Here is a 26,383-nt window from a genome sequence, read left to right on the forward strand (position 1 = left end):
CTGACGGCTGAGCGGTTCGTGGCCAGTCCGTTCGTGCCGGGTGAGCGGATGTATCGCACGGGTGATCTGGCGCGCTGGAACGCGGACGGGACGCTGGAGTTTCTGGGGCGTGCGGACTTCCAGGTGAAGATCCGTGGGTTCCGTGTCGAACTCGGCGAGGTCGAAACGGTGCTGGCCGGGCATCCGCGGGTCGGTCAGGTGGCGGTGATCGCGCGTGAGGACCGGCCGGGCGACAAGCGCCTGGTCGCCTACGTCGTGCCGGCAGGTGACGCCGAGCGGCCGGATCCGGCAGAACTGCGGCGGTATGCGGGTGAGCGGCTGCCGGACTTCATGGTGCCGGCGGCCGTGGTGATGCTCGACGACCTCCCGCTGACGGTCAACCGCAAGCTCGACCGCCGGGCCCTGCCCGCCCCCGAGTACCCCTCGGTGACCGCCTCGCGGGCTGCGCGCAACGCCCACGAGGAGGTGTTGTGCACGCTGTTCGGCGAGGTGCTCGGCCTGGAGCAGGTCGGCGTCCACGACGGGTTCTTCGACCTGGGCGGGCACTCCCTGCTCGCGACCCGGGTCGTCAGTCGCATCCGCACCACCCTCGGCGTGGAACTGCCCCTGCGGGCGCTGTTCGAGGCCCCCACCGTCGCCCGGCTCGCCGAGTACATGGCCGAGGCGGACACGGCGCGCACGGCACTCGCCCCGATGGCGCGGCCCGAGCGACTGCCGCTGGCGTTCGCCCAGCGCCGGATGTGGTTCCTCAACCGGTTCGAGGACACGGACGCGGCCACGTACAACCTGCCCGTCGCCCTGCGGCTGACCGGCGCAATCGACCGTGCCGCCCTGGCGGGCGCCCTCCGGGACGTCGTCGAGCGGCACGAGTCGCTGCGCACGGTCTTCCCGGAGGGGGCCGACGGTGTTCCGTACCAGCGGATCCTTCCCGTGGCGGAGGCGTGGTCCGGGCTCGACACGGTCGAGGTGGACTCGGCGGAGGAACTGGAGACGAGGCTCACCGAGCAGGCCTCCCGCGGCTTCGACCTGACCCGTGAACTTCCGTTGCGCACAACGCTGTTCATCGGTGACGGGGCTCACACCCTGCTGGTGGTGTTGCACCACATCGCGGGTGACGGCTGGTCGATGGCGCCGCTGGCGCGGGACATCACGACGGCTTACGGGGCGCGGAGCGAAGGGCTCGCCCCGGAGTGGGAGCCGTTGCCGGTGCAGTACGCGGACTACGCCCTGTGGCAGCGTGAACTGCTGGGGGCCGAGTCCGACCCGGACAGCGTCCTCTCCGTCCAGCTGGCGCACTGGACCCGGGCACTCGCCGGCCTGCCCGAGCAACTCGAACTGCCCACGGACCGGCCCCGGCCCTTGGTCGCCTCGTACCGGGGCGACAGCGTGCCGGTGGAGATCAGCGCGGATGTGCACTCTGCTCTCACCGCTCTCGCACGCGAATCGGGTGCGAGCGTGTTCATGGTGCTCCAGGCGGCCTTCGCCACGCTCCTGTCTCGTCTGGGTGCGGGGACGGACATTCCGATCGGTTCGCCGGTCGCGGGCCGTACGGACGAGGCGTTGGACGATCTGGTCGGGTTCTTCGTGAACACGCTGGTCCTGCGCACGGACCTGTCCGGGAACCCCACGTTCCGTGAGCTGATCGGGCGGGTGCGAGAGGCGGACCTGGCGGCCTACGCGCACCAGGACGTGCCGTTCGAGCACCTGGTCGAGGTGCTCAACCCGACGCGCTCCATGTCCCGCCACCCGCTCTTCCAGGTGTCCCTGGTGCTCCAGAACAACGCCCAGGCCGACCTCCGCATCCCGGGCGTGACCCTGGCCGGTGAGTCGGCACTTCCGGCGGTGGCCAAGTTCGACCTGTCGCTGGCGCTGCGCGAGCAGTACACCGCCGCCGGCGACCCGGCCGGTGTCACGGGCGGCCTGGAGTTCGCCTCCGACCTCTTCGACGCCGCCACCGTCCGCCTCCTCGCCGATCGGCTGACCCAGCTGCTCGCGGCCCTCGTGTCCGACCCCGGCCGGCCGGTCGGGGACGCGGACATCCTCACCGCGGACGAGCGACGGGCACTGGGCTGGGACCGGACCCCGGTGGCCGAGGACGCCATCGCCACGCTGCCCTCGCTGTTCGAGGAACAGGTGGCTCGGACGCCCGACGCCGTGGCGGTCACCGGTGACGGCATCCGGCTGACGTACGCCGAGCTGGACGCCCGGGCCAACCGCCTGGCCCGCCTGCTGGCCGGCCGGGGAGTCGGCCCCGAGTCGGTCGTCGCACTACTGCTGCCGCGCTCCGTGGAACTCCTGGTGGCGATGGTCGCCGTGGCCAAGTCCGGAGGCGCGTACCTGCCGGTCGACCCGGCCTACCCGGCCGAACGCATCACCCTGTTGCTGTCCGACGCGCAACCGGCCGTCCTGCTCACCGACGGGACGCCTGACGTGGCGGTGACCGGCCGACTCGACACGGACTCGACCGTGCTGCTCTTGGCGGACCTGGAACGGGAGTCGTCGGAGCTGGACACCGCGGCCCTGAGCGACGCCGAACGACGAGCCGTGCTCCGCCCGGACCATCCCGCGTACGTGATCTACACGTCGGGCTCCACGGGCCGGCCCAAGGCAGTTGTGGCCACGCACCGGGGCATCGGCGGACACCTGCGGTGGATGGCACGGGCGTATCCGCTCGACGGACGAGACAACGTGCTGGCCCGCACCTCGCCGAGTTTCGACGCCTCCGTGTGGGAGCTGTGGCTTCCCCTGGTGTCCGGAGCCACCGTGCAGGTGGTCCCGGCCGCGGTGGCGGCGGACCCGGAGCGTCTGGCGGCGTACGTGCACGAGAACGGGACGACCGTGGCGCAACTGGTGCCCTCCCTCGTCCCCGCCGTGTGCGACGCGGCGGAGGCGATCGGCGGTCCGGCGCGGCTGCGCCGGCTGTTCCTGGGCGGTGAGCCGCTTCCGGGCGCGGTCGTGGAGCGCGTCTCCCGGGTCTGGGGCGTGCCGTGCGTCAACCTGTACGGCCCGACCGAGACGACCGTGCAGGTCACCCACCGCGAGGTGGGGCCCGGCGCCGCCGTGCCCGGTGAGTCCGTCGTGCCGCTGGGGACCCCGGTCGACGGCATGCGTGCGTACGTGCTCGACGACCGTCTGCGGCCGGTCGCGGACGGCGTGGCCGGCGAGCTGTACCTGGCCGGCCCCCAGCTGGCGCGCGGGTACAAGGAGCGCCCCGGCCTGACGGCGGAGCGGTTCGTCGCCGATCCCCACGGCCCGGCCGGCGGGAGGATGTACCGCACCGGAGACGTCGTACGGCGCCGTCGCGGCGGGCTGGAGTTCGTGTGGCGCGCCGACGACCAGGTCAAGCTGCGTGGCTACCGCATCGAACTCGGCGAGGTGGAGGCCGCTCTGACCGCTCTGCCCGAGATCGACCGCGCGGCGGTCGCGGTGCGGGACAACGCGCGCGGCGAGAAGGTGCTCGCCGCCTACCCGGTGGCCGCGCGCGGCACGTCGGTGGACCCCGGCGCGCTGCGCCGCTCGCTCGCTGCGGTGCTGCCGGACTTCATGGTGCCGACGGCCATCGTCCCGCTGGACGCGCTGCCGTTGGGCGTGCACGGAAAACTGGACCGCCGCGCGCTTCCCGCGCCGGACGCCGCCACGACGTCCGGCCGGGCCCCGCGCAACCCGCAGGAACAGGCGCTGTGCGGGTTGTTCGCCGAGGTGCTGGGGACCGCGTCGGTGGGGATCGACGACAGTTTCTTCGCGCTGGGCGGGCACTCGCTGTCGGCGGTGCGCCTGGTGAGCCGCATCCGGTCGGTCTTCGGGGCCGAGCTGTCCGTACGGGCGCTGTTCGAGGCGCCGTCGGTGGCGGAACTCGTCCACCGCTTCGGCAGGACGGACGGCGGCCACGACGGCCTCGGGGTGCTGTTGCCGCTGCGTGCGGCCACCGGGCCCGCCGGGTCCGGGCCGGCGCCGCTGTTCTGCGTGCACCCGGCGGGCGGGCTGAGCTGGCCGTACGCGGGCATCCTCCCGCACCTCGCCCCCGACCAGCCCGTGTACGGACTCCAGGCGCGCGGCATCGCCGAAACCGCCGAACTGCCCGGCACCATCGAGGAGATGGCCGCCGACTACGTCGCACAGCTGCGCACCGTGCAGCCGACCGGACCGTACCGGATCCTGGGCTGGTCCCTGGGAGCGGTGATCGCGCACGCCATGGCGACCGAGCTGCAGGAGCAGGGCGAGGAGGTGTCACTGCTCGCGCTGCTGGACGGCTATCCGGCGGGGGAGCCCGTCGCGGAGGCCGACGGAACCTGCCCCGAGGCCGCGGAGCGGCGGATCCTGCGCGGTCTGCTCCAGGGAATGGGGCTGGTGGACCCCTCGACCGGGGACGGCCAAGAGCCGACGCTGTCCGAGGCAATCGCGCTGCTGCGTGCACACGGCGGGGTGCTGTCCGGGTTCGACGAGACCGTCCTGGCGCGCCTCCTGGCGGCCTGTGTGAACGGGACGCGGCTCGCGGCCCGGTACACGCCGGCGGTCTTCCACGGTGACGTCGTGTTCTTCACGGCGGCCGCCGAACGGGAGGCCCGCGGCACTGGCCACGACGTCCACTTCTCGGCGTGGGAAGCCCATGTGGCCGGCTCCGTGGAGAACTACGACGTCGACTGCGCACACACCGATATGACGGCCGCCGCGCCGGTCCAGGAGATCTCCAGGGTGATCGCCCAGGAACTCCGCAAGCGCGGCTGAGGCCGCGTCCGGGCGCGAGGAGCGCCCCTCCCCTTCACGGACGACGTGGTCCGTGGCCGTGCGATGCGGCCACGGCCACGTGCCTGAGCAAGAAGAAAGAAGAGAGCGAACTGATGCAGTACAGCCCCGCAGGGGAAGGCGTCCGGCTCGATCACGTCGAGTTCTTCGTGGCCGATGCGGCTGCCCACGCCGCCACGATGGTGGACCAGTTCGGCTTCCGCGCCTGCGGAGACACCGGCCCCGGGGAAGACGGCCCCAGCCGCTCCGTGGCCGTGCGCCAGGGCGACGCGGCCATCGTGTTCACCCAGGGCACGGCGGAGGAGCACCCGGCCGCCGTGTACGTCGACCGGCACGGCGACGGCGTCGGCGGCATCACGCTGCGCGTCGACGACGTACGGGCGGTCTTCGCCCACGCCGTTGCGAACGGGGCCACCGTCGTCGAGGAACCGGTGGACCTGGCGGACGACGTGGTCGCGACCACCGCGGTGATCGGCGGATTCGGCGACGTCGTGCACCGCCTGGTCCAGCCCGCGCCGGCAGCCGATCCGCGCGGTGTCCTGCTCCCCGGCTTCAGGGCTGTCTCCGGCGCGGAAGCCGCGGCCTCGGCCGAGCGGGGCATCGTGCACGGCATCGACCACTTCGCGGTCTGTCTGGCGGCCGACGGCCTCACCCCGGCCGTCGAGTTCTACCGGCGGGCGCTCGGTCTCCGGGAGATCTTCGAGGAGCGCATCCTCGTCGGAGGCCAGGCGATGATCTCGAAGGTCGTGCAGAACGCCGCACGCGACGTCACGTTCACCCTCATAGAGCCCGACCTGACCGCCCAGCCGGGCCAGATCGACGCGTTCCTCAAGGACCACGACGGGGCGGGCGTCCAGCACATCGCGCTGGCCGCCAGGAACATCGTCGGCACCGTCGCGGACCTCACGGGCCGCGGCATCGGCTTCCTCACTACGCCCGCCGCCTACTACGACATGCTGGGCGACCGGCTGTCCCCGCGGGCCTACACGGTGGAGCAGCTGCGCGAGCTGGGCATCCTGGCCGACGAGGACCACGGCGGACAGCTCTTCCAGCTCTTCGCCAAGTCGACGCACCCGCGCCGGACGTTCTTCTGGGAGGTCATCGAGCGGCTCGGCGCGAAGACCTTCGGCACACGAAACATCAAGGCCCTGTACGAAGCCGTCGCCCGCGACCAGGAGCAGGTCCACCCGGCACCCGGAGGCGGACGAGCATGAGCACCCTCGACACGGCACCACCCACCGGAGCGGCCCGCAGCGCCGGCAGCGCCGCGTGGCTGACCTCCACCGACGCTCAGCGGGCCGCCGCCCTGGCCCTGCCCCAGGACGTCCGGGACTTCTTGGAGGGCGGCAGCGGCGCCGAGGCGACGCTCGCCGCCAACCGGGCCGCGTTCGAGGACCTGTTCCTCGTGCCGCGCGTCCTGGCGGACGCCTCGGCGACCAGCACTGCGGCCACCGTCCTCGGTGCCCCTGCGGCCATGCCCGCGGGCATCGCACCCATGGCGTACCAGCGGCTCTTCCATCCCGACGGCGAGCCGGCCGCCGCCCGCGCCGCGCAGGCCGCCGGCATCCCCTACGTGGCCGGAATGCTGAGCACCTGCCCGCTGGAGGAGATCACCGCGGTCTGCTCGCAGACCTGGCTCCAGCTGTACTGGCTGCGCGACCGGGCGCTGCTGACGGATCTGGTCGACCGGGCCGAGGCCGCCGGTTGCTCGGCGCTCGTCCTGGCGGTCGACGTCCCCCGGATGGGGCGGCGGCTACGGGACATGCGCAACGCCTTCGCGCTGCCGCGGGACATCGTGGCGGCCAACTTCCCCCCTTCCGAGACGCATTCCGCACGCCGCGGCGCGGCCGGCACGTCGGCGGTGATGGTGCACACCAGCGAGGCGTTCGACCCGACTCTGTCCTGGGACGACGTGGCATGGCTGCGCGGGCGGACCGAACTGCGGCTGGTCATCAAGGGAGTCTTGCACCCCGAGGACGCCGCGCGCGCCGTCGAACTGGGGGCCGACGCCGTCGTGGTGTCCAACCACGGTGGGCGCCAGCTGGACGGAGCGGTGCCCGCGCCGAGCGTGCTGCCCGCCGTGTGCGACGCCGTCGCGGGCCGGGGCGAAGTGCTGCTCGACGGCGGCGTGCGCTCCGGTACGGACGTGCTCAAGGCGCTCGCGCTCGGTGCGTCGGCGGTACTGGTGGGCCGCCCCGTCCTGTGGGGTCTTGCGGCCGACGGGCAGCGCGGCGTGGAGCGCGTCCTGTCGCTGCTGCGCACCGAGCTGGAGGACGCGCTGGTCCTGTCGGGCTGCACCGACGTGACACGGGCGAGCGGCCTGGACGTCGTGCCGAGGGGCATCCCGCTGTCCCCCGCCGCCCTGCGAAAGGGGCCACGGTGGTGACGGCGGAACTGCGCGCGGTCGAGCTGCACGCATCGCTGACCGACGCGTCGCTGTCGTCGATGAACTTCCTCAACGAGGTCGCCCAGCGGTTTCCCGCGGCGATCTCCTTCGCCGCGGGCCGCCCGCACGAGGCGAACTTCGACGTGGCCCTGATCCACGAGTACCTCGACACGTACTGCCGCCACCTGGCGGAGACCGAGCGCCGCAGCGAGGAGGAGGTGCGGCGCACCCTGTTCCAGTACGGCCGCACCAAGGGCATCGTCCACGAGCTGGTCGCCCGAAACCTGGAGGCCGACGAGGACATCGCCGTCGATCCCGAGGCGATCGTGGTGACCGTGGGCTGCCAGGAGGCGATGGTCCTGATCCTGCGGGCGCTGCGCCGCGACGAGCGGGACGTGCTGCTGGCGGTGTCGCCGACGTACGTGGGTATCACCGGGGCCGCGCGGCTGGTGGACATGCCCGTGCTGCCGGTGCGCTCCGGCGACGGCGGTGTCGACCTGGCCGACCTGGCCGCCGTAGTGCGCCGGGCCCGCTCCGAAGGACTGCGACCCCGCGCGTTCTACGTCGTTCCCGACTTCTCCAACCCGGCGGGGGAGACCCTGCCGATCGAGCAGCGCCACCGACTCCTGCGGCTCGCCGAGGAATCGGACTTGCTGCTGCTGGAGGACAACCCCTACGGGTTGTTCCGGGCGAGGGGTGGGCGACTGCCGACGCTGAAGGCGCTGGACCGTAGCCGCCGCGTGGTCTACCTCGGCTCGTTCGCCAAGACCGGGCTGCCCGGCGCCCGTGTGGGATACGCGGTCGCGGACCAGCTCGTCGACGGCGGCACCGGGGGCGCCCCCACCCTGTTCGCGGACGAACTGTCCAAGATCAAGAGCATGCTGACGGTCAACACGTCCCCCGTCGCGCAGGCGGTGATCGGGGGCAAGCTGATCACCTATGACTACAGTCTGCTGCGGGCCAACGAGCGCGAGATCGCCACCTACGCCCGCAACCTGCGCCAGGTCCTCAATGGGCTGGCACGCCGCTTCCCCGGCCCCCGCGACGGACAGGCCCCACAGGTCACCTGGAACAGCCCGGCCGGAGGCTTCTTCGTCGTGGTGACCGTGCCCTTCCGCGTCACCGACCAGCTCCTGGCGCAGTCGGCGCAGGAGTACGGAGTGATCTGGACCCCCATGCACCACTTCTACGACGGCGCCGGCGGTGAGCACCAACTGCGCCTGTCCTGCAGTCTGCTGGAATCGGGCCCGCTCGACGAGGGCCTCGACAGGCTCGCCGCTTTCATCCGGGACCGGGTGTGATACGGCAGACGAAGCAGCGGCGCCCGGCTGGCCCCGCCCCAGCCCCCAAGCGGCGAGGACTGCGCCGCCTGCTGTCGTACAGCCTTCGCCACCGCCGTACGGTCGCGTGCGCGCTCGTGGCCACGCTGCTGGCCACCGGCGCGGCGCTGCTGGTGCCGCTGATCCAGCGCACGGTCGTCGACCGGGTCGTCCTCACCGGCGACCTGGGCCTGCTGCCCTGCGTCTCCGCCCTGGTCGCCACCGGTCTCGTACGGTTCGGCGCGGGCGCCGCACGGCGCTACCTCGCCGCCCGGCTCTCGTACGACGTGCAGTACGACCTGCGCAACGACATCTTCCGCACCCTGTCCGGGCTCGATGGCGTGCGCCAGGACGAGCTGAGAGCCGGACAGGTCGTCAGCAGGGCGATCTCCGACCTCACGATGGTGCAGGGGCTGCTGATGCTCCTGCCGCATGTGCTCGCCGGCGCGCTGATGCTCGTCCTCGCGCTGGGCGTCATGCTGGTGCTGTCCCCCGCCTTGACCCTGGTCATGCTGCTGGTGCTGCCGCTCCTGCTGTTCACCGCGCTGCACAGCGACCGGCGCATGTACGGTGCGGCCCGCGAGGCGCAGCAGTGCGAGGCGCTGGCGGCCGGGGTCGTCGACGACTCCATCGCCGGCGTCCGCGTCGTGAAGGGCTTCGCCCAGGAGGCCAGGGAAGTGCGGCGCCTGGAGGCGGCCGCGCACCGGCTGTTCACGGCCCGCTCCCGCGTCGTACGGCTCAACGGCCTGTACGGCGCGACGCTGCAGGCCCTGCCGCTGCTCGGACAGGTCGGCATACTGGCCCTCGGCGGGTGGATGGCGGCCCGGGGGAACATATCGGTCGGCACGTTCGTGGCGTTCACCACCTACCTCGCCGAGACGGTGGTACCCATGCGCGGCCTCGCAGCCCTGGTGACCGGGGTCAACCAGGCCCGCGCCAGCGTCGAGCGGGTCTTCGAGGTCATCGACACACGCCCCCTCGTCACCGAGGCACGCGACGCGGTACCCCTGCCCCGATCGGCCCCGCCGACCGTCGAACTGGACGGCGTGACCTTCGGATACGACTCCGAAGCGCCGGTACTGAAGGACCTCACACTGACGGTCGCGGCCGGGGAGACCCTCGCCCTGGTCGGCGCCGCAGGCTCCGGCAAGTCGACGGTGACCGCGCTGCTGCCCCGCTTCTACGACGTGCAGCAGGGCGCCGTCCGCGTCGGCGGCACCGACGTGCGCGACCTGACCCTCGACTCGCTGCGCTCCGCGTTCGGCCTGGTGCCCGAGGACAGTTTCCTGTTCTCCGGCAGCGTTCGGGACAACATCGCCTACGGCCGCCCCGACGCCACCGACGAGGAGGTGCGCGCCGCGGCCCGGGCCGCCGGCGCGCACCGGTTCGTGGCGAAATTCGCCGAGGGCTACCGCACCCCCGTCGGTGAACGCGGCCTGACCCTGTCCGGCGGGCAGCGCCAGCGGCTCGCGCTCGCCCGCGCCCTGCTCACCGCCCCCCGGATCCTGCTGCTCGACGACGCCACGTCGCACGTGGACCCGCGCACCGAGGCTGAGATCCACCGTACGCTGCGGGAGATCACCCGCGACCGCACCACCGTGCTCGTCGCCCGCCGCCGCTCCACCCTCGAACTGGCGGACCGGATAGCCGTACTCGACGAAGGCCGGCTCGTGGACGCGGGCACGCACAGCGAGCTCATGGCTCGCTGCGCCCGCTACCGGGCCCTGCTCGCACAACAGGAGGAGACGGTGCCAGGACCGGCACCTGCGGCTGCCGGTCCGGTACCGTCGGCGCCCGGTCCCGTGCCGGCGGCCGCCGGTCCCGTGCCGGTACGGCCCGCTCCGCGGGTACCGGCGCGACTCACCGAGGCGGCGATCGCGCCCGCCCCGCGGCCCGAAGCGGACTACGGGCCCGCGCGGTTGCTGCGGCCCTTCCGCGTGGCCCTCGCGCTCGGTGCGCTGCTGGTGGTGCTCGACGCCCTGGCCGGCGTCTTCGTCCCGCTGTTCATCCGCGGCGGTATCGACGACGGCGTCCGACAGGCGGCCACGGGAGCCGTCCTGGCGACGGCCCTGGCGGCCGGCGCCGTCGTTGTGGCGGGCTGGTGCGTGAGCGTCGCACAGATCCGGGTCACCGGCGCCACCGGCGAACGCATCCGCTACCTCCTGCGGCTGCGAGCCTTCGCCCATCTGCACCGGCTCGACCTGCAGTACTACGAACGCGAGTCGTCCGGGCGGATCATGACCCGGCTGACCGCCGACGTGGAGGCCGTCGCCTCGTTCGCCCAGACCGGTTTCGCCACCTTCGCCGTGAGCGTGCTGTCGACGCTCATCATGCTGGCGCTGCTGTTCTCCCTGGACTGGCCGCTGGCGCTGGTGGTCTGCGCCGCCGTGCCGGTCCTGCTGCTGGTGACCGCCCTGTTCCGGCCCGCTTCGGCCAGGTCCTACGACGCAGCACGCGAGAAGGCCGGTGTGGTCAACGCGCTCTTGCGCGAGAGCACCGAAGGACTGCGGGTGGCCCAGGCTTTCGGCCGCACCGGCGCCGACGCGGAACGATTCGCACACCACGCGGACTCCTACCGCGGGGCCCGTCTCAAGGCGCAGCGTCTCATGGCGGTCTACTTCGGGTTCGTGGAGTTCCTGCCCGAAGGTGTCGCCTCGTGCGTCCTCGTGTTCGGCGCGAGCCGCGTCAGGGACGGCGACCTCACGGTGGGCACCCTCGTCGTCCTGCTGCTGTACGTCTCGGCGTTCTTCGCCTCGGTGCTCCAGCTGTCACAGGTCCTCGACGGATACCAGCAGGCCGCGACAGGCTTCCGCCGGATCCAGGAACTGTTCCACGACCCCGCGGACACCCCGCAGGCCGAGACGCCCCTGCCGGTGGAACGGCTCGCCGGCCACATCCGGTTCGAGGACGTCCGCTTCCGCTACCGGGGCGCGCACAGCGATGCACTGGCGGGGATCGACCTCACCGTCCCGGCGGGGCAGACCCTCGCGCTGGTCGGTGAGACGGGCGCGGGCAAGTCGACCCTCGTGAAACTCGTGGCGCGGTACTACGACGTCACTTCCGGCACCCTGCGCGTGGACGGACACGACATACGCGACCTGGACGGCACCGCCTACCGCAGGCGCCTCGGCATCGTTCCGCAGGAGAGCCATCTGCAGGCGGGAACAGTGGGCGAGGCCATCGCCTACGGACGCCCCGGCGCGAGCCGCACCGAGATCGAGGCCGCGGCCCAGGCGGTGGGAGCGCACGAGCTGCTCTCCCGGTTGCCCGGCGGGTACGCGCACCCGGTGGCCGAAGGCGGCCGGAACCTCTCAGCGGGGGAGCGCCAGCTCATCGCCCTGGCCCGGGCCCAGCTCGTCGAGCCGGACGTCCTCGTCCTCGACGAGGCCACGTCCGCTCTCGACCCGGCCACCGAGGCCGCCGTGACGCGGGCCATCGGCAGGCTGAGTGCCGGGCGCACCGCGCTGATCGTCGCCCACCGCCCCGACACGGCCGCCCGCGCGGACCGGGTCGTCCTCATCGACGACGGCCGCGTCGTCGCCTCGGGCACCCACCGGGAACTGATGGCGGCGGACGGACGCTACGCCCGGCTGTGGCGGGACGAGACACCTGCCCGCGCACCCGCCGCCCCGTGACCCCCGTTCCGGAGCCGCCCACGGCCTCCGGAACCGATGCACGAAAACCGATGTTCTGAAGAGGAGCACCTTCCATGCCCGTTTCCACCATCGTGGCGACGTCGTCGTCCGATCTGAAGTCCGCCTACGACAAGGACGGTCACTGCTCACTGCCCTACCGCTTCACCGACGGCTCGGTCGAGCTGCTGCGTCGGCGCGTGGCCGCGATCAGCGCCCAGACCCGGCCGGAGGTGGTGCACGAGAAGGACAGCGGTGTCGTCCGGGCCATCCACGGCTGCCACGAGTTCGACGACGTGTGCCGGGCCCTGGTGAGCCACCCGGTACTCGTGGAACTGGCCCGGACGCTGATCGGCGGGCCGGTGTACGTGTACCAGTTCAAGGTCAACCTGAAACAGGCCCGCGAAGGCGCGGCCTGGCCCTGGCACCAGGACTTCGCGTTCTGGAGCCAGGAGGACGGCATGCCGCGGCCCGACGCCGTCAACATCGCCGTCCCCCTGGACGACGTCCACGAGGACAACGGCCCGCTGCTGGTGATCCCCGGCTCGCACGACCTGGGGCTCTTCGACCTGCCCGTCCGCTCGGAGCGGACCTCCGACTGGCGCCAGCACGTGTCCGACGACCTGGCGTACACCGTGAGTGCGGAGCGCGCCGAACGGATGATCGAGGAACGGGGCAAGGCTCTGATCCTGGGCGGCGCGGGTTCCCTGCACGCATTCCACCCGAGCATCGTCCACTCGTCGTCGAACAACCGCTCCGCCGACCGGCGTGCGCTGCTGCTGATCACCTACAACGCCGTGGACAACGCGCCGGCCGACCCGACCCGCCCGCCCTTCCTGGTCGGCCGGGACACCACGCCGGTGGTGGCCCGCGGTGACGAGCGGCTCGTGGTGGAGCCGGCGTGAGGAGTCGGCCGACCAGGCGGTGGCGGGAGGCGCTCAGCCGGCTGCTGCGCACGACGGTGGAGCCCGTGTGCTGCCCCGTCTGCGCCGCGATCCACGCGCGCGGCCTGCGCCCACCCGGCCACGGGGCGACGCAGTAGGTACGGCTCCGGCGGCCCGCGCTCCTGCCGGCCCCCGTCGTGCCCCCCGAGGCGATCGGTCTCGATGAGGGCCGGCATGCGCGCGGCGGTCAGCGGGTTCTCGGGGTCGGCCGCGGCGGCCAGCAGCCGGGCGGCCGTCCCGGCCGGCTCATCCGGCGGGACCTGTGCACCAGCCCTGCGCCGGGCGCTGACGAGAGCCCTGCAAGGACTACCCGGGGTGCGCTTTTCCTGACCTCCTCCGGTCTGCTGCTTGCGCGGCAGCTGGGCATCCCTGGCCCGACCTCGCTTCCAGCGTCGTCAGCGTGGACGGTTTCTGCCAGGACTCGGTCGAGCGAGGCTCGCCGGCTTGATCAAGCTGCATCAGCGAGGAGCCGTCCATCGGTGGACGCTGCCCGCGCCGTCGCTGGTGACCCGAGGACGTTTCCCAGGACTGGAGAGCGATCGCCCGGCAATGAGCAAGGGGTGACACGCATCGCAATCGTCGTACTGACTCTTGTCGCAGGTGCATTGGCGTCCCTGGCAGCGGCCTGGATCGACCTTTGGTGGTTGATCGTCGCCGTACCGGTGATGCTGCTGGGCTTGATGGGAGCGCGGGATCTGCTGCAACGCCGGCATTCGGTGTTGCGCAACTATCCGGTCCTCGGCCATGCCCGCTTCCTCATGGAGCGCATACGCCCGGAGCTGCAGCAGTACTTCATCGAGCGGAACTACGACGGCCGTCCCTTCGACCGGGACGTACGCAGCATCGTCTACGAGCGCGCCAAGGGCACGGACGCGGAGGAGCCGTACGGCACCGAACGGGACGTGTATCAGCCGGGGCACGAGTTCCTGGTTCCGTCGATGGCGCCGCGCCCGGTGCCGAAGGACCCGCCGCGCGTGCGGATCGGTGGCCCTGACTGCGGACGTCCCTACGACATGGCACTGCTGAACGTCTCGGCGATGAGCTTCGGGTCGCTGTCGGCCAACGCCGTCCTCGCCCTCAACGGGGGCGCGGCGGCCGGAGGTTTCGCCCAGGACACCGGTGAGGGCGGATTGTCGGAGTACCACCTGCGTCCCGGAGGCGACCTCGTGTGGGAGATCGGCACCGGATACTTCGGCTGCCGCACCGGGCAAGGAGACTTCGACGCGGCCGAGTTCGCCGACAAGGCCGCACACGATCACGTCAAGTGTGTGTCCCTGAAGCTGTCGCAGGGCGCCAAGCCCGGCATCGGCGGTGTTCTCCCAGGTGCCAAGGTGAACGCCGAGATCGCCCGCGTCCGAGACGTGCCGCAAGGACGGACGGTCGTCTCCCCGCCGTATCACCGTGTGTTCTCCACCCCGCGCGAACTCGTGCGTTTCATCGCGCGCATGCGGGAGTTGTCCGGTGGTAAGCCTGCCGGGTTCAAGCTCTGCGTGGGCTCGCGCCGGCAGTTCCTCGCCGTGTGCAAGGCCATGCTGGAGGAGGGCACGGCGCCTGACTTCATCGTGGTGGACGGCGCCGAGGGCGGGACGGGTGCCGCGCCGCTGGAGTTCGCGGACCATGTGGGTACTCCGCTCACCGAGGGGCTGCTCACCGTGCACAACGCCCTCGTCGGCACGGGCCTGCGCGACCGGATCAAGGTGGGTGCGAGCGGCAAGATCGCCACCGGGACCGACCTGGTCAAACGCATGGTGCAGGGCGCCGACTACGGCAACGCCGCGCGGGCGATGATGTTCGCCGTCGGCTGCATCCAGGCGCAGCGGTGCCACACGAACACCTGCCCCACCGGCGTCACGACCCAGGACCCCCGCCGAGCCCGCGCCCTCCATGTACCCGACAAAACGGCGCGCGTACAGCGCTTCCAGGAAGCGACCGTGGCCAGCGCTCTGCAGATCATGGCTTCCATGGGCGTCACCGATCCCGCCCAACTGCGTCCGCACATGCTCCGCCGGCGCGTCGACCCCGTCACTGAGCGCTCCTACGAGGAGCTGTACGAATGGCTCGCACCAGGGCAGTTGCTCGCCGAGCCACCGGCCTCCTGGGCAGCCGACTGGAACGCCGCCGAGCCCGACCACTTCACCGTCTGAACCGGAGGACTTCACGTGGCCCGTACTGTTGCCCGCGTCATCGTGGACGCGCTGAGCGAACTCGGTGTACGCCAGGTGTTCGGCGTCGTGGGAGACGCACTCAATCCCCTGACCGACGCCATCCGCACCACCGAGGGCCTCGAATGGGTGGGCTGCCGCCACGAGGAGGCGGCGGCCTTCGCCGCGAGCGCCCAGTCACAGCTCACCGGCACCCTCGGCGTGTGCATGGGCACCGTCGGCCCCGGATCCGTCCACCTCCTCAATGGACTGTACGACGCGGCCAAGAGCCACGCCCCGGTCCTGGCCATCGCCGGCCAGGTACCGCTCGCCGAACTGGGCAGCGACTACTTTCAGGAGATCGACAACGACGCCCTCTTCAGCGACGTGGCCGTCTTCCGCGCCACGATCACCTCGCCCGACCAGCTGCCGCAGATGCTGGAGACAGCGGTGCGCCACGCACTGGGCCGCAAGGGCGTCGCCGTCCTCACCGTGCCGGGCGACCTGGGGGAGCGGGAGCTGACCGCCGACCGGCCGCCCCGATTCTCCCTGAATCCTCCGGTGAGCCGTCCGGAGGAGTCGGCGGTCCGTCGAGCCGCGGAAATCCTCGACCGCTCCGAGCGGGTCACCCTGCTCGTCGGGGAGGGAGCCCGAGCCGCCCGCGAGGACGTCCTCACCCTCGCCGACCGCCTGGCCGCACCGATGGTCCTCACCCTGAAGGCCAAGGCGGGCTACGAGGGCGACGACAATCCCTTCCAGGTCGGCCAGACGGGGCTGATCGGCAACCCCGCCGCCGCATCGGCCCTCCAGGACGCGGACACGATTCTCCTGCTCGGTACCGACTTCCCCTACCGCGACTGGTATCCCGAGGGCCGGACCGTCATCCAGGTCGACACCGAGGCCACCCACATCGGACGCCGGGTACCGGTCGAGGTCGGGTTGGTGGGGGACGCCGGCGCCACCGTGCGCGACCTCCTGAGCCACCTCGCGGCCGGGCCTGGTCCGGGCGGCGGACGCGACCGCTCGCATGTGGAGAAGGCGCGGGAACGCTTCGACCGGTGGCGCGCCGGTCAGGCACGGCTCGCCGACCCGTCGCACGACAAGGGACTCATCGGCCGAGTCCGCTCCGCGCTGGACAACCGCGGCCACGACATCCGCCCGGAAGCGCTGGCCGCGGCCGTCGACCGGGTGGCGGCCGAGGATGCCGTCTTCACCTCCGACACGGGCATGGCCACGGTGTGGCTCTCGCGCTTCGTCGAGATGCGCGGCGAGCGTCGCCTCATCGGTTCCTACAACCTGGGCTCCATGGCCAACGCCATGCCCCAGGCGCTGGGCGCCCAGTGCCTGGACCGCGAGCGGCAGGTCGTGGCCTTCTGCGGTGACGGCGGGCTGAGCATGCTCCTCGGCGACCTCATGACTCTGAAGACGTACCGCCTCCCCGTCAAGCTCGTCGTCTTCGACAACCGACGCCTGGGCATGGTGAAACTCGAACAGGAGCAGGCCGGCCTCCCCGAGTTCGGCACCGTCCTCGACAACCCCGACTTCGCCGCCGTGGCCGAGGCCATGGGCATCACCGGCATCCGCGTCACCGACCCGGCCGACGTGGAGCCCGCCGTGCGACGCGCCTTCCGCAGCCCGGGCCCGGTCCTGCTCGACGTCCTCACCAACCCCGACGAGATCGCCGTCCCGGCCAAGCCGACGGTCGAGCAGGGCTGGGGGTTCGCGGTGGCCAAGGTGAAGGAAGTCGTGCGGAGCCACGGAGAGCCGAACGGGACTTGACGACACTCGGGGAGTGCCGGTCGGGGCAGGACTCCTCGCCCTGGCTCTTCGCCCCGACCGCCCCACCGAGCAGCCCCGGCCACGGTCTGCTCGGGACGACGCGCAGAGCCGATCGTGCCGCACTGGTGGCCACCCCCGCCTGGTGGGTCCTGCAGAACTGTCCGCAAGGACCAAGGGGGCCACCACGGTGCCCACGGGCAACCTTGCATATCCTCGGCCGCCACGCAGAAGTGCAGTCCGGTGGGCCGAGCCGGGCCGAGCGCCTGCGGCAGCAACCGGTTCCGCCGATAAACCTCGAAGGGCCTTCCCGGGACATGCGCGGGAAGGCCCTTCGAGGAAAAGAAGTGCAGTCAGTGCTTGAAGGCGTCCTTGGCCTTCTCCTTGGCCTCACGGGCATCCCCCGTGCTCTTTTCAGCCTGTCCTTCGGCGGCCATGCGGCCATTCCCGATGGCGCTTCCGGCGACCTCTTTGAGCTTGCCCTCGGCCTGTTCGGTCTTCGCCTTGGCCTGCTCGCCGGCAGTCATGGAATGCGCCTCCTCGTCACTGCGGTGCCTTTTCTTCTGCTGCAGTCCACTCGTGCCCCGGCTGTCCCTGCACAAACAAGCCACCCCTCCCGTAATGAAGAAACAGTCGCGGGGCATACGGCGACCCAGGAGGTTGATAACCATGGTTCCTTTGCTGCTCGTTCTGCTTCTCGCACTCGTCCTTTTCGGTGCCGGTTTCGCCGTCAAGATCCTTTGGTGGGTGGCCCTCGCCGTCCTGGTGCTGTGGCTGCTCGGCTTCGTCATGCGCTCCACGAGCGCGGGTGGAGGGCGCGGCCGTTGGTACCGATGGTGACCTGACTTGTACTCACCCCATGAGCGGGGCCTGGACCCTACCGGCCAGGCCCCGCTCATGTCGCTCCCGTTGATTCGGGCGGTGGGAAGCAGGCGGTGGCGTCTTCGCCGCGGGGCCTGCGGCCGGTTCGGTCAGGCGGCGAGGGCTTCGGGGAGGCTGGGAAAGCAGGGGATGACGGTGTCGACGCCGACGATCTCCAGGGTGCGCCTGACGGAGTCCTGCGCGCCGGCCAGACGCAGCCGGCCGCCTGCCGAGGTGAGGTCGAGGCGGGCGGCGAGCAGGACGTTGATACCGCTTGAGTCCATGAACGTCACGTGCCGCATGTCGACGACGACGTGGGGCCTGGCGTCGAGAGCGCCGAGGGCCAGAGCCCGGATGAGGGGGCCTGTGCTGGTGTGGTCGATCTCGCCGGTCACGGTCACCACGGTGACGCCGCCGGTGGCGGTGGACACGACTGCCAGAGGTTCGGGCCGGTGCCCGTTCTCGGTTTCCACCATGGTCTGTCCAGCCTCCTCGATCTCGGCTACGACCTGCATTCTGTCCTGAGCGATGCCTTGCATCGTATGAGGCGACGCCGCCGTGTGGCCGGCCCGGCGAACAGTCCGGTCACCCTGGGTTGTCCGGTCTGATCACGGGTACCTGCGCCTGAAGGCATGAGGTCGTAGAGGCGGTGCGGATGGAACGGGCCTTGGCGGGCGACGACAGGATGACGCCCCACTCAGATGACGCTTTCCTGAGCGTCGCGGTGGCTCTGGACGGGGAGGGCCCCTGTATCGCCGAGGCGCGCCATACGGCGGCCGGTTTCCTGACCCGGATGCGCGCCGAGCACGGTGTTGCGGTCTCCCAGCGGGCTGTGGAGGTGACGCAGCTGGTGGTGAGCGAGCTGGTCACCAATGCGCAGAAGTACGCCGTCGGCCCCGTTCTGCTGGATCTGCGGATCGTCGGCGCTTTGGTGGAGGTCCAGGTGTGGGACTCGGATCCGGTGCTGCCGGTGGCTCGGGCCGCCGATGTGGGCCGGGTGGGGCAGCACGGCCTGGAGATCGTCATGGCCGTCTGCCAGGGCTTTGAAGCCGTGCGAGAGCCGGTTGGCAAGCGCATCACCGCCCGTCTGGCCCTGACGGACGATCCGTGCGGCGTCAGCTCCTGGGCCGGCAGGTAAGCGACCGCCAGGCTCGACTGATGCTCGCCCGCCCGCCGAAGCCGGCCGCCTCGCCGTGACCGGCCTGGCCCCCTCGCAGCCGTAGCCCGCTTTCTGATCTGTGGCGCCGCGGCGCCGGCCCGGTTCCCGTCGCAACCCCTGTCGGGCGGATGGCCTCTGGGTGGGGAGGCGTCCCAGCTCACGGCCCTGCCTCTCGAGCGCGTGGTGGCAGGCATGGGTGGAAAAGGGAGGGGTAGCCGAGGCATCGTCGGCCACTTTGCAGCGGGCCGTGGCACGAGTCCGAATCCGGGAGGGGACGTACATGGCGCTCATGAACACGCTGGACACGCAGACCACCGAGCTGCCCGAAGTCGCCGACCCTTCCCGGCTGGCGCCCAAGGATGCGCGCGAACTCTCCCGGCTGTTCTTCGAGCAGTTGGCGGTGCTGGAGGAGGGCACGCCCGAGTACAGCTACGCCCGTAACACGCTGATCGAGATGAACATGTCCCTGGTCCGATACGCGGCAGGCCGGTTCCGCAGCCGGGGGCCGGAGGAGATGGAGGACATCGTCCAGGTCGGCATGATCGGCCTGATCAAGGCGATCGACCGGTTCGAACTGTCCCGCGAGGTGGAGTTCACCTCCTTCGCCATCCCCTACGTCGTCGGTGAGATCAAGCGGTTCTTCCGTGACACCACCTGGGCCGTGCACGTGCCCCGGCGGCTGCAGGAGGCCCGCGTCCAGCTCGCCCGTGCCACGGAGGAGCTGCGGAGCCGGTTGGGTCGTACGCCGACGGTCAAGGAGCTCTCGGAGCTGATGAGCCTGCCTGAGGACGAGGTGATGGAGGCCCGTCTGGCCGCGAACGGCTACAACTCTTCCTCCCTGGACGCCGCCATAGGCGGCAGCGAGGACGGCGAGAGCGCCCTGCAGGACTTCATCGGTGTAGAAGACACCGCGCTGGAGCTGGTGGAGGATTTCCACTCCCTGGCCCCCCTGATCGCTGACCTGGATGAGCGGGACCGGCAGATCATCCACATGCGGTTCGTGGAGGAACTCACCCAGGCCCAGATCGGTGAGCGTCTGGGTGTCTCCCAGATGCACGTCTCCCGGCTGTTGTCCCGCTGCCTCGCCCGCCTGCGTGAGGGCCTGCTGACCACCGGCTGACCATCCGGCTTGTCCGTACCTGCTTGATGCCCGCCACAGCTGTGGCGGGCATCAGGCGTATCTCTGGGGCTGACGAACCGGAAGAGGCGTGCGACGGAGGCACTGGGTGCTGTCGGCCGTAGCCACCCTCGGCGCTTCGCACGATTGGGCGGGTGGTGATGAGAGCGCTGATGCCGCTGGAGTCGAGGAACGTCACGCCGGAGATGTCCAGCACCGTCCGGCAGTTGCGGGCGCCGTCCCGGTCCATTGCGCCGCAGACCCGCTCCGAGGGCGGACATCGCCGCTACTCCCGATACCAGCTGCGCATCGCCGCCCGCGCCCGCGAACTCGTCGACCAGAGCACGGCCATAGAGGCCGCCTGCCGCATCGTCATCCTCGAAGACCAGCTCGAAGACGCGCAGCGCATCAACGAGCAACTGCGCGCCGAGCGCGGCAAGCCTCAGCCACACACATCAGCCTGATCAGAACGCCCGAACCCGGGGCGGCTGAGAAACGCACCGTCGTTCCGTGGCTCAGTCGGGCTCGACGCGTCAACCGGGCCCCGCCGGAGAGACGCGCGCGTCGGGCGCTACGGATGTACAGGGTGACGAGGGGCGAACCGGGGGAAGAAGGAGCAGCAACCGACAGGAGGTTGCCATGGGTGGCGGGGATCTGGAACTTGGGCAGCTTCTGGCCGCCGCTGAGGCGGCGCCGCCCGGGGAGTCCGTCGAGGTACTCGCGCATGACCTGCGCAAGCGCTTCGGGGCGGAGCGTGTGTCGTTCCTGTTCGTCGACCTCGTGGGCCGGCGGTTGCTGCGCCTGACCACACAGGCCGAGGACGACGTGGAGGGTGCTGCCGAGCAGATCGACCTGGAGGGCAGTGTCTACGACGCGGTCCTGCGCAGCCAGCGCCAGCGCGTGGAACCGGACGGCCAGGGCGGGCGGCGCGTGATCTCGCCGGTGACCAACCGCGGCGACTGTATCGGTCTGTTGGAGGCGACGCTGCAGAACGCCGACGACACCGTGCTTGCGCAGATCGAAGACGCGGCGCACGCACTGGCCTACATCATCGTCACGGACCGCCGTTTCACCGATCTGTACCACGCGGGCCGGCGCACCACTCAGACCAGCCTGGCCGCCGAGATCCAGCACCAACTGCTTCCCTCGGCCTCCTGCTGCGAGGCTCCCCAGTTCACGCTTGCCGCGGGGCTGGTGCCGGCCGATGACATCGGCGGCGACACCTACGACTACACACTCGATCGCGACACCCTGCACCTGTCCATCACCGACGCCATGGGACACGACACCAACTCCGCGCTGCTCGCCACGCTCCTGGTCGGCGCTATGCGCGGCGCCCGCCGCGGCGGCTGTGACGCACTCCAGCAGGCGCAACGCGCCCACGACGCCCTGTCGGCCCACAGCCGCGGCCTGGCCACTGGCCAATTGCTGTGCATCGGCCTCGCAACGGGCACCTGCGAACTGGTCAACGCCGGGCATCCCCGGCCCCTGCGCCTGCGCAGGGGCGCCACCGAGGTCGAAGAGGTCCAGCTCGCAGTCGACCTCCCCTTCGGCGTGGCAGCCCCCGGCTCCTACCGTGCCCAGGAACTCCAGCTCCGCCCCGGCGACCGTCTGATTCTGCTCACCGACGGCATGCAGGAACGCGGAGCCGGAGCCGTCGACCTGGCATCCCTCGTGTGGGACACCCGCACCTCACATCCCAGGCAAGCCGTGCGCAGCCTGACCACCGCGGTACTGGATGCATGCCGGGGACACCTCAGGGACGACGCCACTGTCCTCATGCTGGACTGGCACGGTCCGCGGCGTGAAGACGGATCGGGTCCGGTTCGCTGATCGAGCACCACAGCTCGCTTCTCACGGTCGCTTGCGGACCGCCGTCGCGCTGGAGGGAGACGGCACCCGCATCACCGCCCGCGTCGCCCCTGGCCTGGCCCGCACCCGCGACAAACCCTGGGAAACGCGGCCGGCTACCGCGGGCTCGCCCGCGTTCACCATCACGGCCGTCCGTCCCGGCTGCCACCGCCCGCTCCCTGCGGCACGCTAGGTACTCGGGTAACGGGCGTATGGCAGGGACGCGAAGCCGTCGTTGCAATGTCAGGCGGGCAACCTCCTTTTGTTGACCGAGGATTGGGGCCTGGATAGCGTCCCCGGCATGCCCATCTCCCTGCGGTTCACTCGGCGGCGCGCCGTTGATCTGCTGCGTGTCGCCGCCGCGCTGTGTAGCTGACCCTCACCTGCGCCCCCGGTCAACAGCAGTCACCGCACATCCGCGAGGGAGTAATCGTGCACCCGCTCACCACCCGCCGCTCCGCCCTGAGGGCGCTGGGCTCGGCCGCCCTGCTGGCCGCCTCCGTCACCGTCCCGTCCGCCACGGCCGCCGTGGCGGACGAACGTACGTCGCGCCCGTCCGTGGCGCTCGACTGGTACGACCTGACGGCCGCCACCATCGCGGCCGCCGGCGCCGCCACCCAGATCACCAACAACCGTACCTGGGCAATCAGTTGGCTCGCGGCGGCCCGAGCCACCCGCGAGGTGCCGCCCGGCGTCGACCGGAGGGACTTCCAGGACGCGGCCCTGGCGTCCGCCGTACACGATGCCTTGCTGGCCCTGGTCCCGTCCCGCATCCAGGAACTGGATGCCGCGTTGCGAACCACTCTGGACCGCGTCCCGGACGGGTTGGCCAAGTCGAAGGGTGTGGCGGCCGGTGCGCGCCAGGCACGGCTGGCCCTCGCTTCCCGCGAGGGCGACGGTCTCGACCCGGCCTCGGTCAACGCGGCCTTCACCGTGCCGCCCGCGGCTCCCGGCGTGTGGCAGCCGACGCCGCCCGCCTACGCCCCCGCCGCACAGTACGGCAACCGGCTCGCGAGACCCTTCCTGCTGGACGGCCCCGACCAGTACCGGCTGCCCGCACCGCCCGCCCTGGACTCCGCGCGCTACCGTGCCGACCTGGCCGAGGTACGGGCGTACGGGGCCGTGGACAGCACCGTGCGCACAGCGCTGCAGACCGAGACCGCCGCCTTCTGGCTGGGCTCCTCACTGACGCTGTACACCGAGCCGCTGAGGGTCGCCCTGGCCCGGTCGCCACGCTTCGTCCCCGCACGGGCCGCGCTGGTGGCGCTGTTCCACATCGCCCTGGTGGACACGCAGATCGCCACCTCCGACACCAAGTACGCGTACCTGCGCTGGCGCCCCGTCACGGCCATCCGCGCCGGCACGATCGACCCCGACCCCGACTGGACGCCGCTGCACGTCACGCCGGCCCACCCCGACTACCCCAGCGGCCACAACACCTACTCGGGCGCGGCGGAAACGATCCTCACGGGGCTCACAGGGCCGCGGACCGGACCGTTCGAGCTGACCAGCCCCACCGCCCCCGGAGTGACGCGCACATACACGGCCTGGAGTCAGCTGTCCCAGGACAACGAGGACGCCCGCGTCTACTCCGGCATCCACACCCGCTCGGCCGACGTGGCCGGTCTCGCCCTCGGAAAGCGGGTGGCGGGGCACGCGCTGCGCAGCGCGGAGCGTCTGTTCGGCGTGTCGTGAACGGTTCGGGATGCGGCCACCCGGCGGCCCCGTCCCGAACCTCGTCACTCGAACACGGCGGCCGCCTCCCGCAGTGCCTGGGCCGCCGCCTGGGGTGAGTCCGGGCCAAGGGCGTCCGGTGGTAGGTGACCGAGCGGAGGGCGCCGGTGCGGCGGAAGACGCCGTGGCGCTCGTACAGCGGCCGGAAGACCGGCGACTTGCGGTCGGCGTCCACGCTGACGCCCTGGAACGGGGCCATGCCGATGGGCGGTGGACCGGTCGCGGTGCGGCGCGTTCGGCGCCGTCCACGGCGAGCGGGAAGCGCCGGCGCAACCCCGGTTGGGCGGTGGGCGTGAGGAGGACGGTGGGGGCCCCGGGATGGAGAGCGCCCGCGTCCGTCTCGCGCAGGGCTTCGTACTCGTTGTACGCGAAGTGCAGGCGGCCGTCCTCGACGTGGAGGCTGTAGCCGCCGCCCTGGTCGCCGTGCGAGACCGGGACGCCCGCGGCGCCCAACGGAAGGCGATCAGGCGGGGGGAGCGATAGCGCTCGAGTTCGGGCGTGCCGGGGAGCAGGGTGACGGGGCGGCCGAGTTTCTCCTTCGCCGGGCCGCGCAGGGCGAGGGCACCGGCGGCAGCGGCGCAGGCCGCGCGGCCAGGAGATGAGGGAGACTGTAGGCCGAGTCCTCTGCGTCGACGCTGACGTGACACAGATCTCGATGTGCCTCCGGTAGACGGTCTATAGTCTGGGCCCGTTTGTTGGCCGAAGGTGGGATGTAAGGCTCATGAAGAGCCTTCCGCATTTGGCTGGCGAAACGTCAGCCAAGTCAGCAAGCGGTCAGCAAAAAGCCCGCAATGGGCGTCGGAAGCGCGTTGGTGGCGGTCCGCTGTAAGGTGAGAGAACAGCCCTTGACCTGCACAAAGCAGGCAGGGAGCGAATTCCGGGAGTGCTGAATGCTTCGCACCATGTTCAAGTCCAAGATCCACCGTGCCACCGTCACGCAGGCCGACCTGCACTACGTGGGATCGGTGACCATCGACGCCGATCTCCTCGACGCCGCCGATCTGCTGCCCGGCGAGCTGGTGCACATCGTCGACATCACCAACGGTGCCCGGCTGGAGACGTACGTCATCGAGGGCGAGCGCGGTTCCGGGGTGATCGGGATCAACGGCGCCGCCGCCCACCTCGTCCACCCCGGCGACCTGGTGATCATCATCAGTTACGCTCAGGTCACCGACGCGGAGGCACGCGAGCTGCGGCCCCGCGTCGTGCACGTCGACGTCGGCAACCGGATCGTGTCCCTCGGCGCCGACCCGTCCGAGCCGGTGCCCGGTTCGGACCAGCAGCGCAGCCCGCAGGCCGTGGGGGCCTGACCGGCGGACCAGGACCAGGAGCGTGTGTCCATGAGCGAGATCGAGATCCGCGACGACCGGGCGGCGGGCCGTCTGGAGGCCGTCGGCGCCGGTGAAGTCGTCGGCCACATCGAGTACTTCGTCCTGGAGTCGCCCGCGCGCGCCCTGGTCCCCGTCCACACGATCGTCGAGCCCGCCCACGAGGGGAAGGGCATTGCCGGATCGCTCGCCCGCGAGCTGTACGCCCTCGCCGCGCGCGAGGGCGTCCCGGTGGCACCGCTGTGCCCGTATGTCGTCAAGTGGGCCGAACGCCACCCCGAGACGGCCCCGCCGGCCGACCCGGAGCTGCTGTCGGCCGCCGAGGCCTGGCTCCGCGCCCACCCGGATCGCTTCTGAGCGGTCCCCAGGACCCGCCGGCGCCCGGGAGCCGAGCCGTGGGTACCGCCTGTGGACCGTTGAGTCCCGGGTATCACCTGTGGGCCGTTGGGCCCCGGGTGCCGCCTGTGGGCCGTAGAGCCCCGGGTGCGACCTGTGAGCTGTCGAGCCCCGGGTATCGACTGTGGGCCGTTGAGCCCCAGGTACGACCTGTGAGCTGTCGAGCCCCGGACAGCGCTGGGGGACCGTCGGGCCCGGAGTGCCGTCTGTGGGCCGAGGCGCCCGGGATACAGCCCGAGGGCCGTCGGGCCGCGGGAGCTGCTTGTGGGCTGTCGGGCTTCGGGTGCCGCCTGCAAGCCGTCAGGTCCCGGGATACCCCCCATACCGCCTCGAGCTGTCGGGCTCTGCGTACCGACCGTTGCGGTATGACCGAGGCTCCCCACCCGGGCCCCGCCATGCGTGCCGTTGCGGGTGTGGGCGGTGCGCGGGTGCGGCCACTCTCCCGGGGGCGTTCGGTGCTGCCGTCGGGTGAGTGGTCGCGCGGCCGTCGGGTAGGCGGGGGAGTAGTCCAGAGGCGACGTCCCGTGACAGCCCGGAGGACCTCATGACGAACCCGCACCCCGAACCGGTCCCGCCCGGCCCGCCACCGGGTCCCGGGCCGACCCCGCCGGATCCCTATCCCAGCCCGGTACCGCCGCCGGAACCGGCTCCGCAGCCCACTCCGCCGCCACCGGGCCCCGACCCGACCCCGCCACCGGCACCCCCGGCCCCGGGCCCACCGGAACCGTCCCCGTCCCCGATCCCCCCGGGCCCGGAACCCGTACCGAACCCGGAGCCGGGACCACCCCTCACCTGACCAGCAGGCCACGCAGCCCCCGCCCCGCAAGGGGCGCGGGGAACTGCGCGCTCAGCCACAACGCACCCGCACTCGCATCGGTGCGGCGCCGCCCGAGTCGGTGGGCGCCCGCCATCAGGCCGTCACGAAGATCGCCGGTCGGCGTCAGCGCCCCGCAAGGGGCGCGGGGAACGGCGCGCTCAGCCACAACGCACCCGCAC

The 26,383-nt window shown here is 71.5% G+C and carries 20 protein-coding genes and 1 pseudogene; 17 read left to right on the forward strand and 4 right to left on the reverse strand.

Features of this window, described 5'->3' with window-relative positions; translation table 11 throughout:
• The 8 genes from JK361_RS38870 to JK361_RS38905 form a co-directional block, all read left to right on the forward strand.
• Nucleotides 1-4,725: non-ribosomal peptide synthetase (locus JK361_RS38870; protein ID WP_201827512.1), on the forward strand; the 4,725-nt coding region annotated here is incomplete at its 5' end.
• 113 nt (nt 4,726-4,838) lie between these two features.
• Nucleotides 4,839-5,957: a 4-hydroxyphenylpyruvate dioxygenase gene (gene hppD / locus JK361_RS38875; protein ID WP_201827513.1), complete on the forward strand. Its 1,119-nt coding sequence runs from the start codon at nt 4,839-4,841 to the stop codon at nt 5,955-5,957.
• Complete coding sequence (locus JK361_RS38880; protein WP_201827515.1) at nt 5,954-7,129, forward strand: alpha-hydroxy acid oxidase; 1,176 nt, start codon at nt 5,954-5,956, stop codon at nt 7,127-7,129. Before hppD ends, JK361_RS38880 begins: the two co-directional genes overlap by 4 nt.
• Nucleotides 7,130-7,188: 59 nt before the next feature.
• Nucleotides 7,189-8,430, forward strand: coding sequence for an aminotransferase-like domain-containing protein (locus JK361_RS38885; protein ID WP_201827537.1), 1,242 nt, complete (start codon nt 7,189-7,191; stop codon nt 8,428-8,430).
• A complete protein-coding gene (locus JK361_RS38890) occupies nt 8,430-12,083 on the forward strand; it encodes an ABC transporter ATP-binding protein (protein ID WP_374205394.1) in 3,654 nt (1,217 codons plus the stop codon). The genes JK361_RS38885 and JK361_RS38890 overlap by 1 nt, the downstream gene beginning before the upstream one ends.
• Before the next feature lie 74 nt (nt 12,084-12,157).
• Nucleotides 12,158-12,985, forward strand: coding sequence for a phytanoyl-CoA dioxygenase family protein (locus tag JK361_RS38895; protein ID WP_201827517.1), 828 nt, complete (start codon nt 12,158-12,160; stop codon nt 12,983-12,985).
• Nucleotides 12,986-13,584: 599 nt separating this feature from the next.
• A complete protein-coding gene (locus tag JK361_RS38900) occupies nt 13,585-15,168 on the forward strand; it encodes an FMN-binding glutamate synthase family protein (RefSeq protein ID WP_201827519.1) in 1,584 nt (527 codons plus the stop codon).
• A 15-nt stretch (nt 15,169-15,183) separates the two neighbouring features.
• Nucleotides 15,184-16,944, forward strand: coding sequence for a thiamine pyrophosphate-dependent enzyme (locus JK361_RS38905; protein ID WP_201827521.1), 1,761 nt, complete (start codon nt 15,184-15,186; stop codon nt 16,942-16,944).
• A 350-nt stretch (nt 16,945-17,294) separates the two neighbouring features.
• Here the strand turns inward: JK361_RS38905 and JK361_RS38910 are convergent, their stop codons facing one another.
• Nucleotides 17,295-17,468, reverse strand: a complete 174-nt coding sequence (locus JK361_RS38910; protein ID WP_201827523.1) for a CsbD family protein — start codon at nt 17,466-17,468, stop codon at nt 17,295-17,297.
• 142 nt (nt 17,469-17,610) lie between these two features.
• Here JK361_RS38910 and JK361_RS38915 point away from each other — a divergent pair, with 142 nt between their 5' ends.
• Entirely contained in the window at nt 17,611-17,781 is a 171-nt protein-coding gene (locus tag JK361_RS38915; protein WP_184966629.1) for a hydrophobic protein, read from the forward strand.
• A gap of 131 nt (nt 17,782-17,912) precedes the next feature.
• On the opposite strand, the gene JK361_RS38920 is transcribed toward JK361_RS38915, so the two are convergent.
• Entirely contained in the window at nt 17,913-18,278 is a 366-nt protein-coding gene (locus tag JK361_RS38920; protein WP_201827525.1) for an STAS domain-containing protein, read from the reverse strand.
• 209 nt (nt 18,279-18,487) lie between these two features.
• Here JK361_RS38920 and JK361_RS38925 point away from each other — a divergent pair, with 209 nt between their 5' ends.
• The 6 genes from JK361_RS38925 (at nt 18,488) to JK361_RS38945 (ending at nt 23,624) form a co-directional block, all read left to right on the forward strand.
• A complete protein-coding gene (locus JK361_RS38925; RefSeq protein ID WP_201827541.1) occupies nt 18,488-18,940 on the forward strand; it encodes an ATP-binding protein in 453 nt (150 codons plus the stop codon).
• Nucleotides 18,941-19,241: 301 nt separating this feature from the next.
• Nucleotides 19,242-20,081 carry an RNA polymerase sigma factor SigF gene (locus JK361_RS38930; protein WP_201827527.1) on the forward strand — a complete coding sequence of 280 codons (840 nt, stop codon included), beginning with the start codon at nt 19,242-19,244 and terminating at the stop codon, nt 20,079-20,081.
• A gap of 203 nt (nt 20,082-20,284) precedes the next feature.
• Nucleotides 20,285-20,542 carry a MerR family DNA-binding transcriptional regulator gene (locus JK361_RS38935; RefSeq protein WP_236054584.1) on the forward strand — a complete coding sequence of 86 codons (258 nt, stop codon included), beginning with the start codon at nt 20,285-20,287 and terminating at the stop codon, nt 20,540-20,542.
• Nucleotides 20,543-20,717: 175 nt separating this feature from the next.
• Nucleotides 20,718-21,911: a PP2C family protein-serine/threonine phosphatase gene (locus JK361_RS38940; protein WP_201827529.1), complete on the forward strand. Its 1,194-nt coding sequence runs from the start codon at nt 20,718-20,720 to the stop codon at nt 21,909-21,911.
• A gap of 319 nt (nt 21,912-22,230) precedes the next feature.
• Nucleotides 22,231-22,305 (forward strand): putative leader peptide, encoded by a 75-nt coding sequence (locus JK361_RS42805; RefSeq protein WP_350839685.1) that lies wholly within the window; start codon nt 22,231-22,233, stop codon nt 22,303-22,305.
• A gap of 56 nt (nt 22,306-22,361) precedes the next feature.
• The gene (locus tag JK361_RS38945; protein ID WP_201827531.1) at nt 22,362-23,624 is read left to right on the forward strand and encodes a vanadium-dependent haloperoxidase; all 1,263 of its coding nucleotides are present in this window, start codon (nt 22,362-22,364) and stop codon (nt 23,622-23,624) included.
• 44 nt (nt 23,625-23,668) lie between these two features.
• Here the strand turns inward: JK361_RS38945 and JK361_RS41855 are convergent.
• A pseudogene (locus JK361_RS41855) lies at nt 23,669-24,232 on the reverse strand (arylsulfatase); the annotation flags it as partial.
• Nucleotides 24,233-24,553: 321 nt separating this feature from the next.
• Here JK361_RS41855 and panD point away from each other — a divergent pair.
• A complete protein-coding gene (gene panD, locus JK361_RS38950; protein WP_201827533.1) occupies nt 24,554-24,973 on the forward strand; it encodes an aspartate 1-decarboxylase in 420 nt (139 codons plus the stop codon).
• A gap of 30 nt (nt 24,974-25,003) precedes the next feature.
• On the forward strand, nt 25,004-25,348 hold the full coding sequence (locus JK361_RS38955; RefSeq protein ID WP_201827535.1) for a GNAT family N-acetyltransferase: 345 nt from the start codon (nt 25,004-25,006) through the stop codon (nt 25,346-25,348).
• A gap of 827 nt (nt 25,349-26,175) precedes the next feature.
• Here the strand turns inward: JK361_RS38955 and JK361_RS41860 are convergent.
• Nucleotides 26,176-26,383 (reverse strand): hypothetical protein (locus tag JK361_RS41860; protein WP_236054580.1); only part of this gene is annotated, 208 nt, incomplete at its 5' end.

It is taken from the genome of Streptomyces musisoli, from assembly GCF_016741855.1.
GTDB classification, from domain to species: domain Bacteria; phylum Actinomycetota; class Actinomycetes; order Streptomycetales; family Streptomycetaceae; genus Streptomyces; species Streptomyces musisoli.

Excerpts from the sequence above, each read along its gene's own strand:
- hppD (WP_201827513.1), top strand. The coding sequence starts at position 4,839 with ATGCAGTACAGCCCCGCAGGGGAAGGCGTCCGGCTCGATCACGTCGAG.
- JK361_RS38880 (WP_201827515.1), top strand. The coding sequence starts at position 5,954 with ATGAGCACCCTCGACACGGCACCACCCACCGGAGCGGCCCGCAGCGCC.
- JK361_RS38885 (WP_201827537.1), top strand. The coding sequence starts at position 7,189 with ATGAACTTCCTCAACGAGGTCGCCCAGCGGTTTCCCGCGGCGATCTCC.
- JK361_RS38895 (WP_201827517.1), top strand. The coding sequence starts at position 12,158 with ATGCCCGTTTCCACCATCGTGGCGACGTCGTCGTCCGATCTGAAGTCC.
- JK361_RS38910 (WP_201827523.1), bottom strand. The coding sequence starts at position 17,468 with ATGACTGCCGGCGAGCAGGCCAAGGCGAAGACCGAACAGGCCGAGGGC.
- JK361_RS38915 (WP_184966629.1), top strand. The coding sequence starts at position 17,611 with ATGGTTCCTTTGCTGCTCGTTCTGCTTCTCGCACTCGTCCTTTTCGGT.
- JK361_RS38920 (WP_201827525.1), bottom strand. The coding sequence starts at position 18,278 with ATGGTGGAAACCGAGAACGGGCACCGGCCCGAACCTCTGGCAGTCGTG.
- JK361_RS38925 (WP_201827541.1), top strand. The coding sequence starts at position 18,488 with ATGACGCCCCACTCAGATGACGCTTTCCTGAGCGTCGCGGTGGCTCTG.
- JK361_RS38930 (WP_201827527.1), top strand. The coding sequence starts at position 19,242 with ATGGCGCTCATGAACACGCTGGACACGCAGACCACCGAGCTGCCCGAA.
- JK361_RS38935 (WP_236054584.1), top strand. The coding sequence starts at position 20,285 with ATGTCCAGCACCGTCCGGCAGTTGCGGGCGCCGTCCCGGTCCATTGCG.
- JK361_RS38940 (WP_201827529.1), top strand. The coding sequence starts at position 20,718 with ATGGGTGGCGGGGATCTGGAACTTGGGCAGCTTCTGGCCGCCGCTGAG.
- panD (WP_201827533.1), top strand. The coding sequence starts at position 24,554 with ATGCTTCGCACCATGTTCAAGTCCAAGATCCACCGTGCCACCGTCACG.
- JK361_RS38955 (WP_201827535.1), top strand. The coding sequence starts at position 25,004 with ATGAGCGAGATCGAGATCCGCGACGACCGGGCGGCGGGCCGTCTGGAG.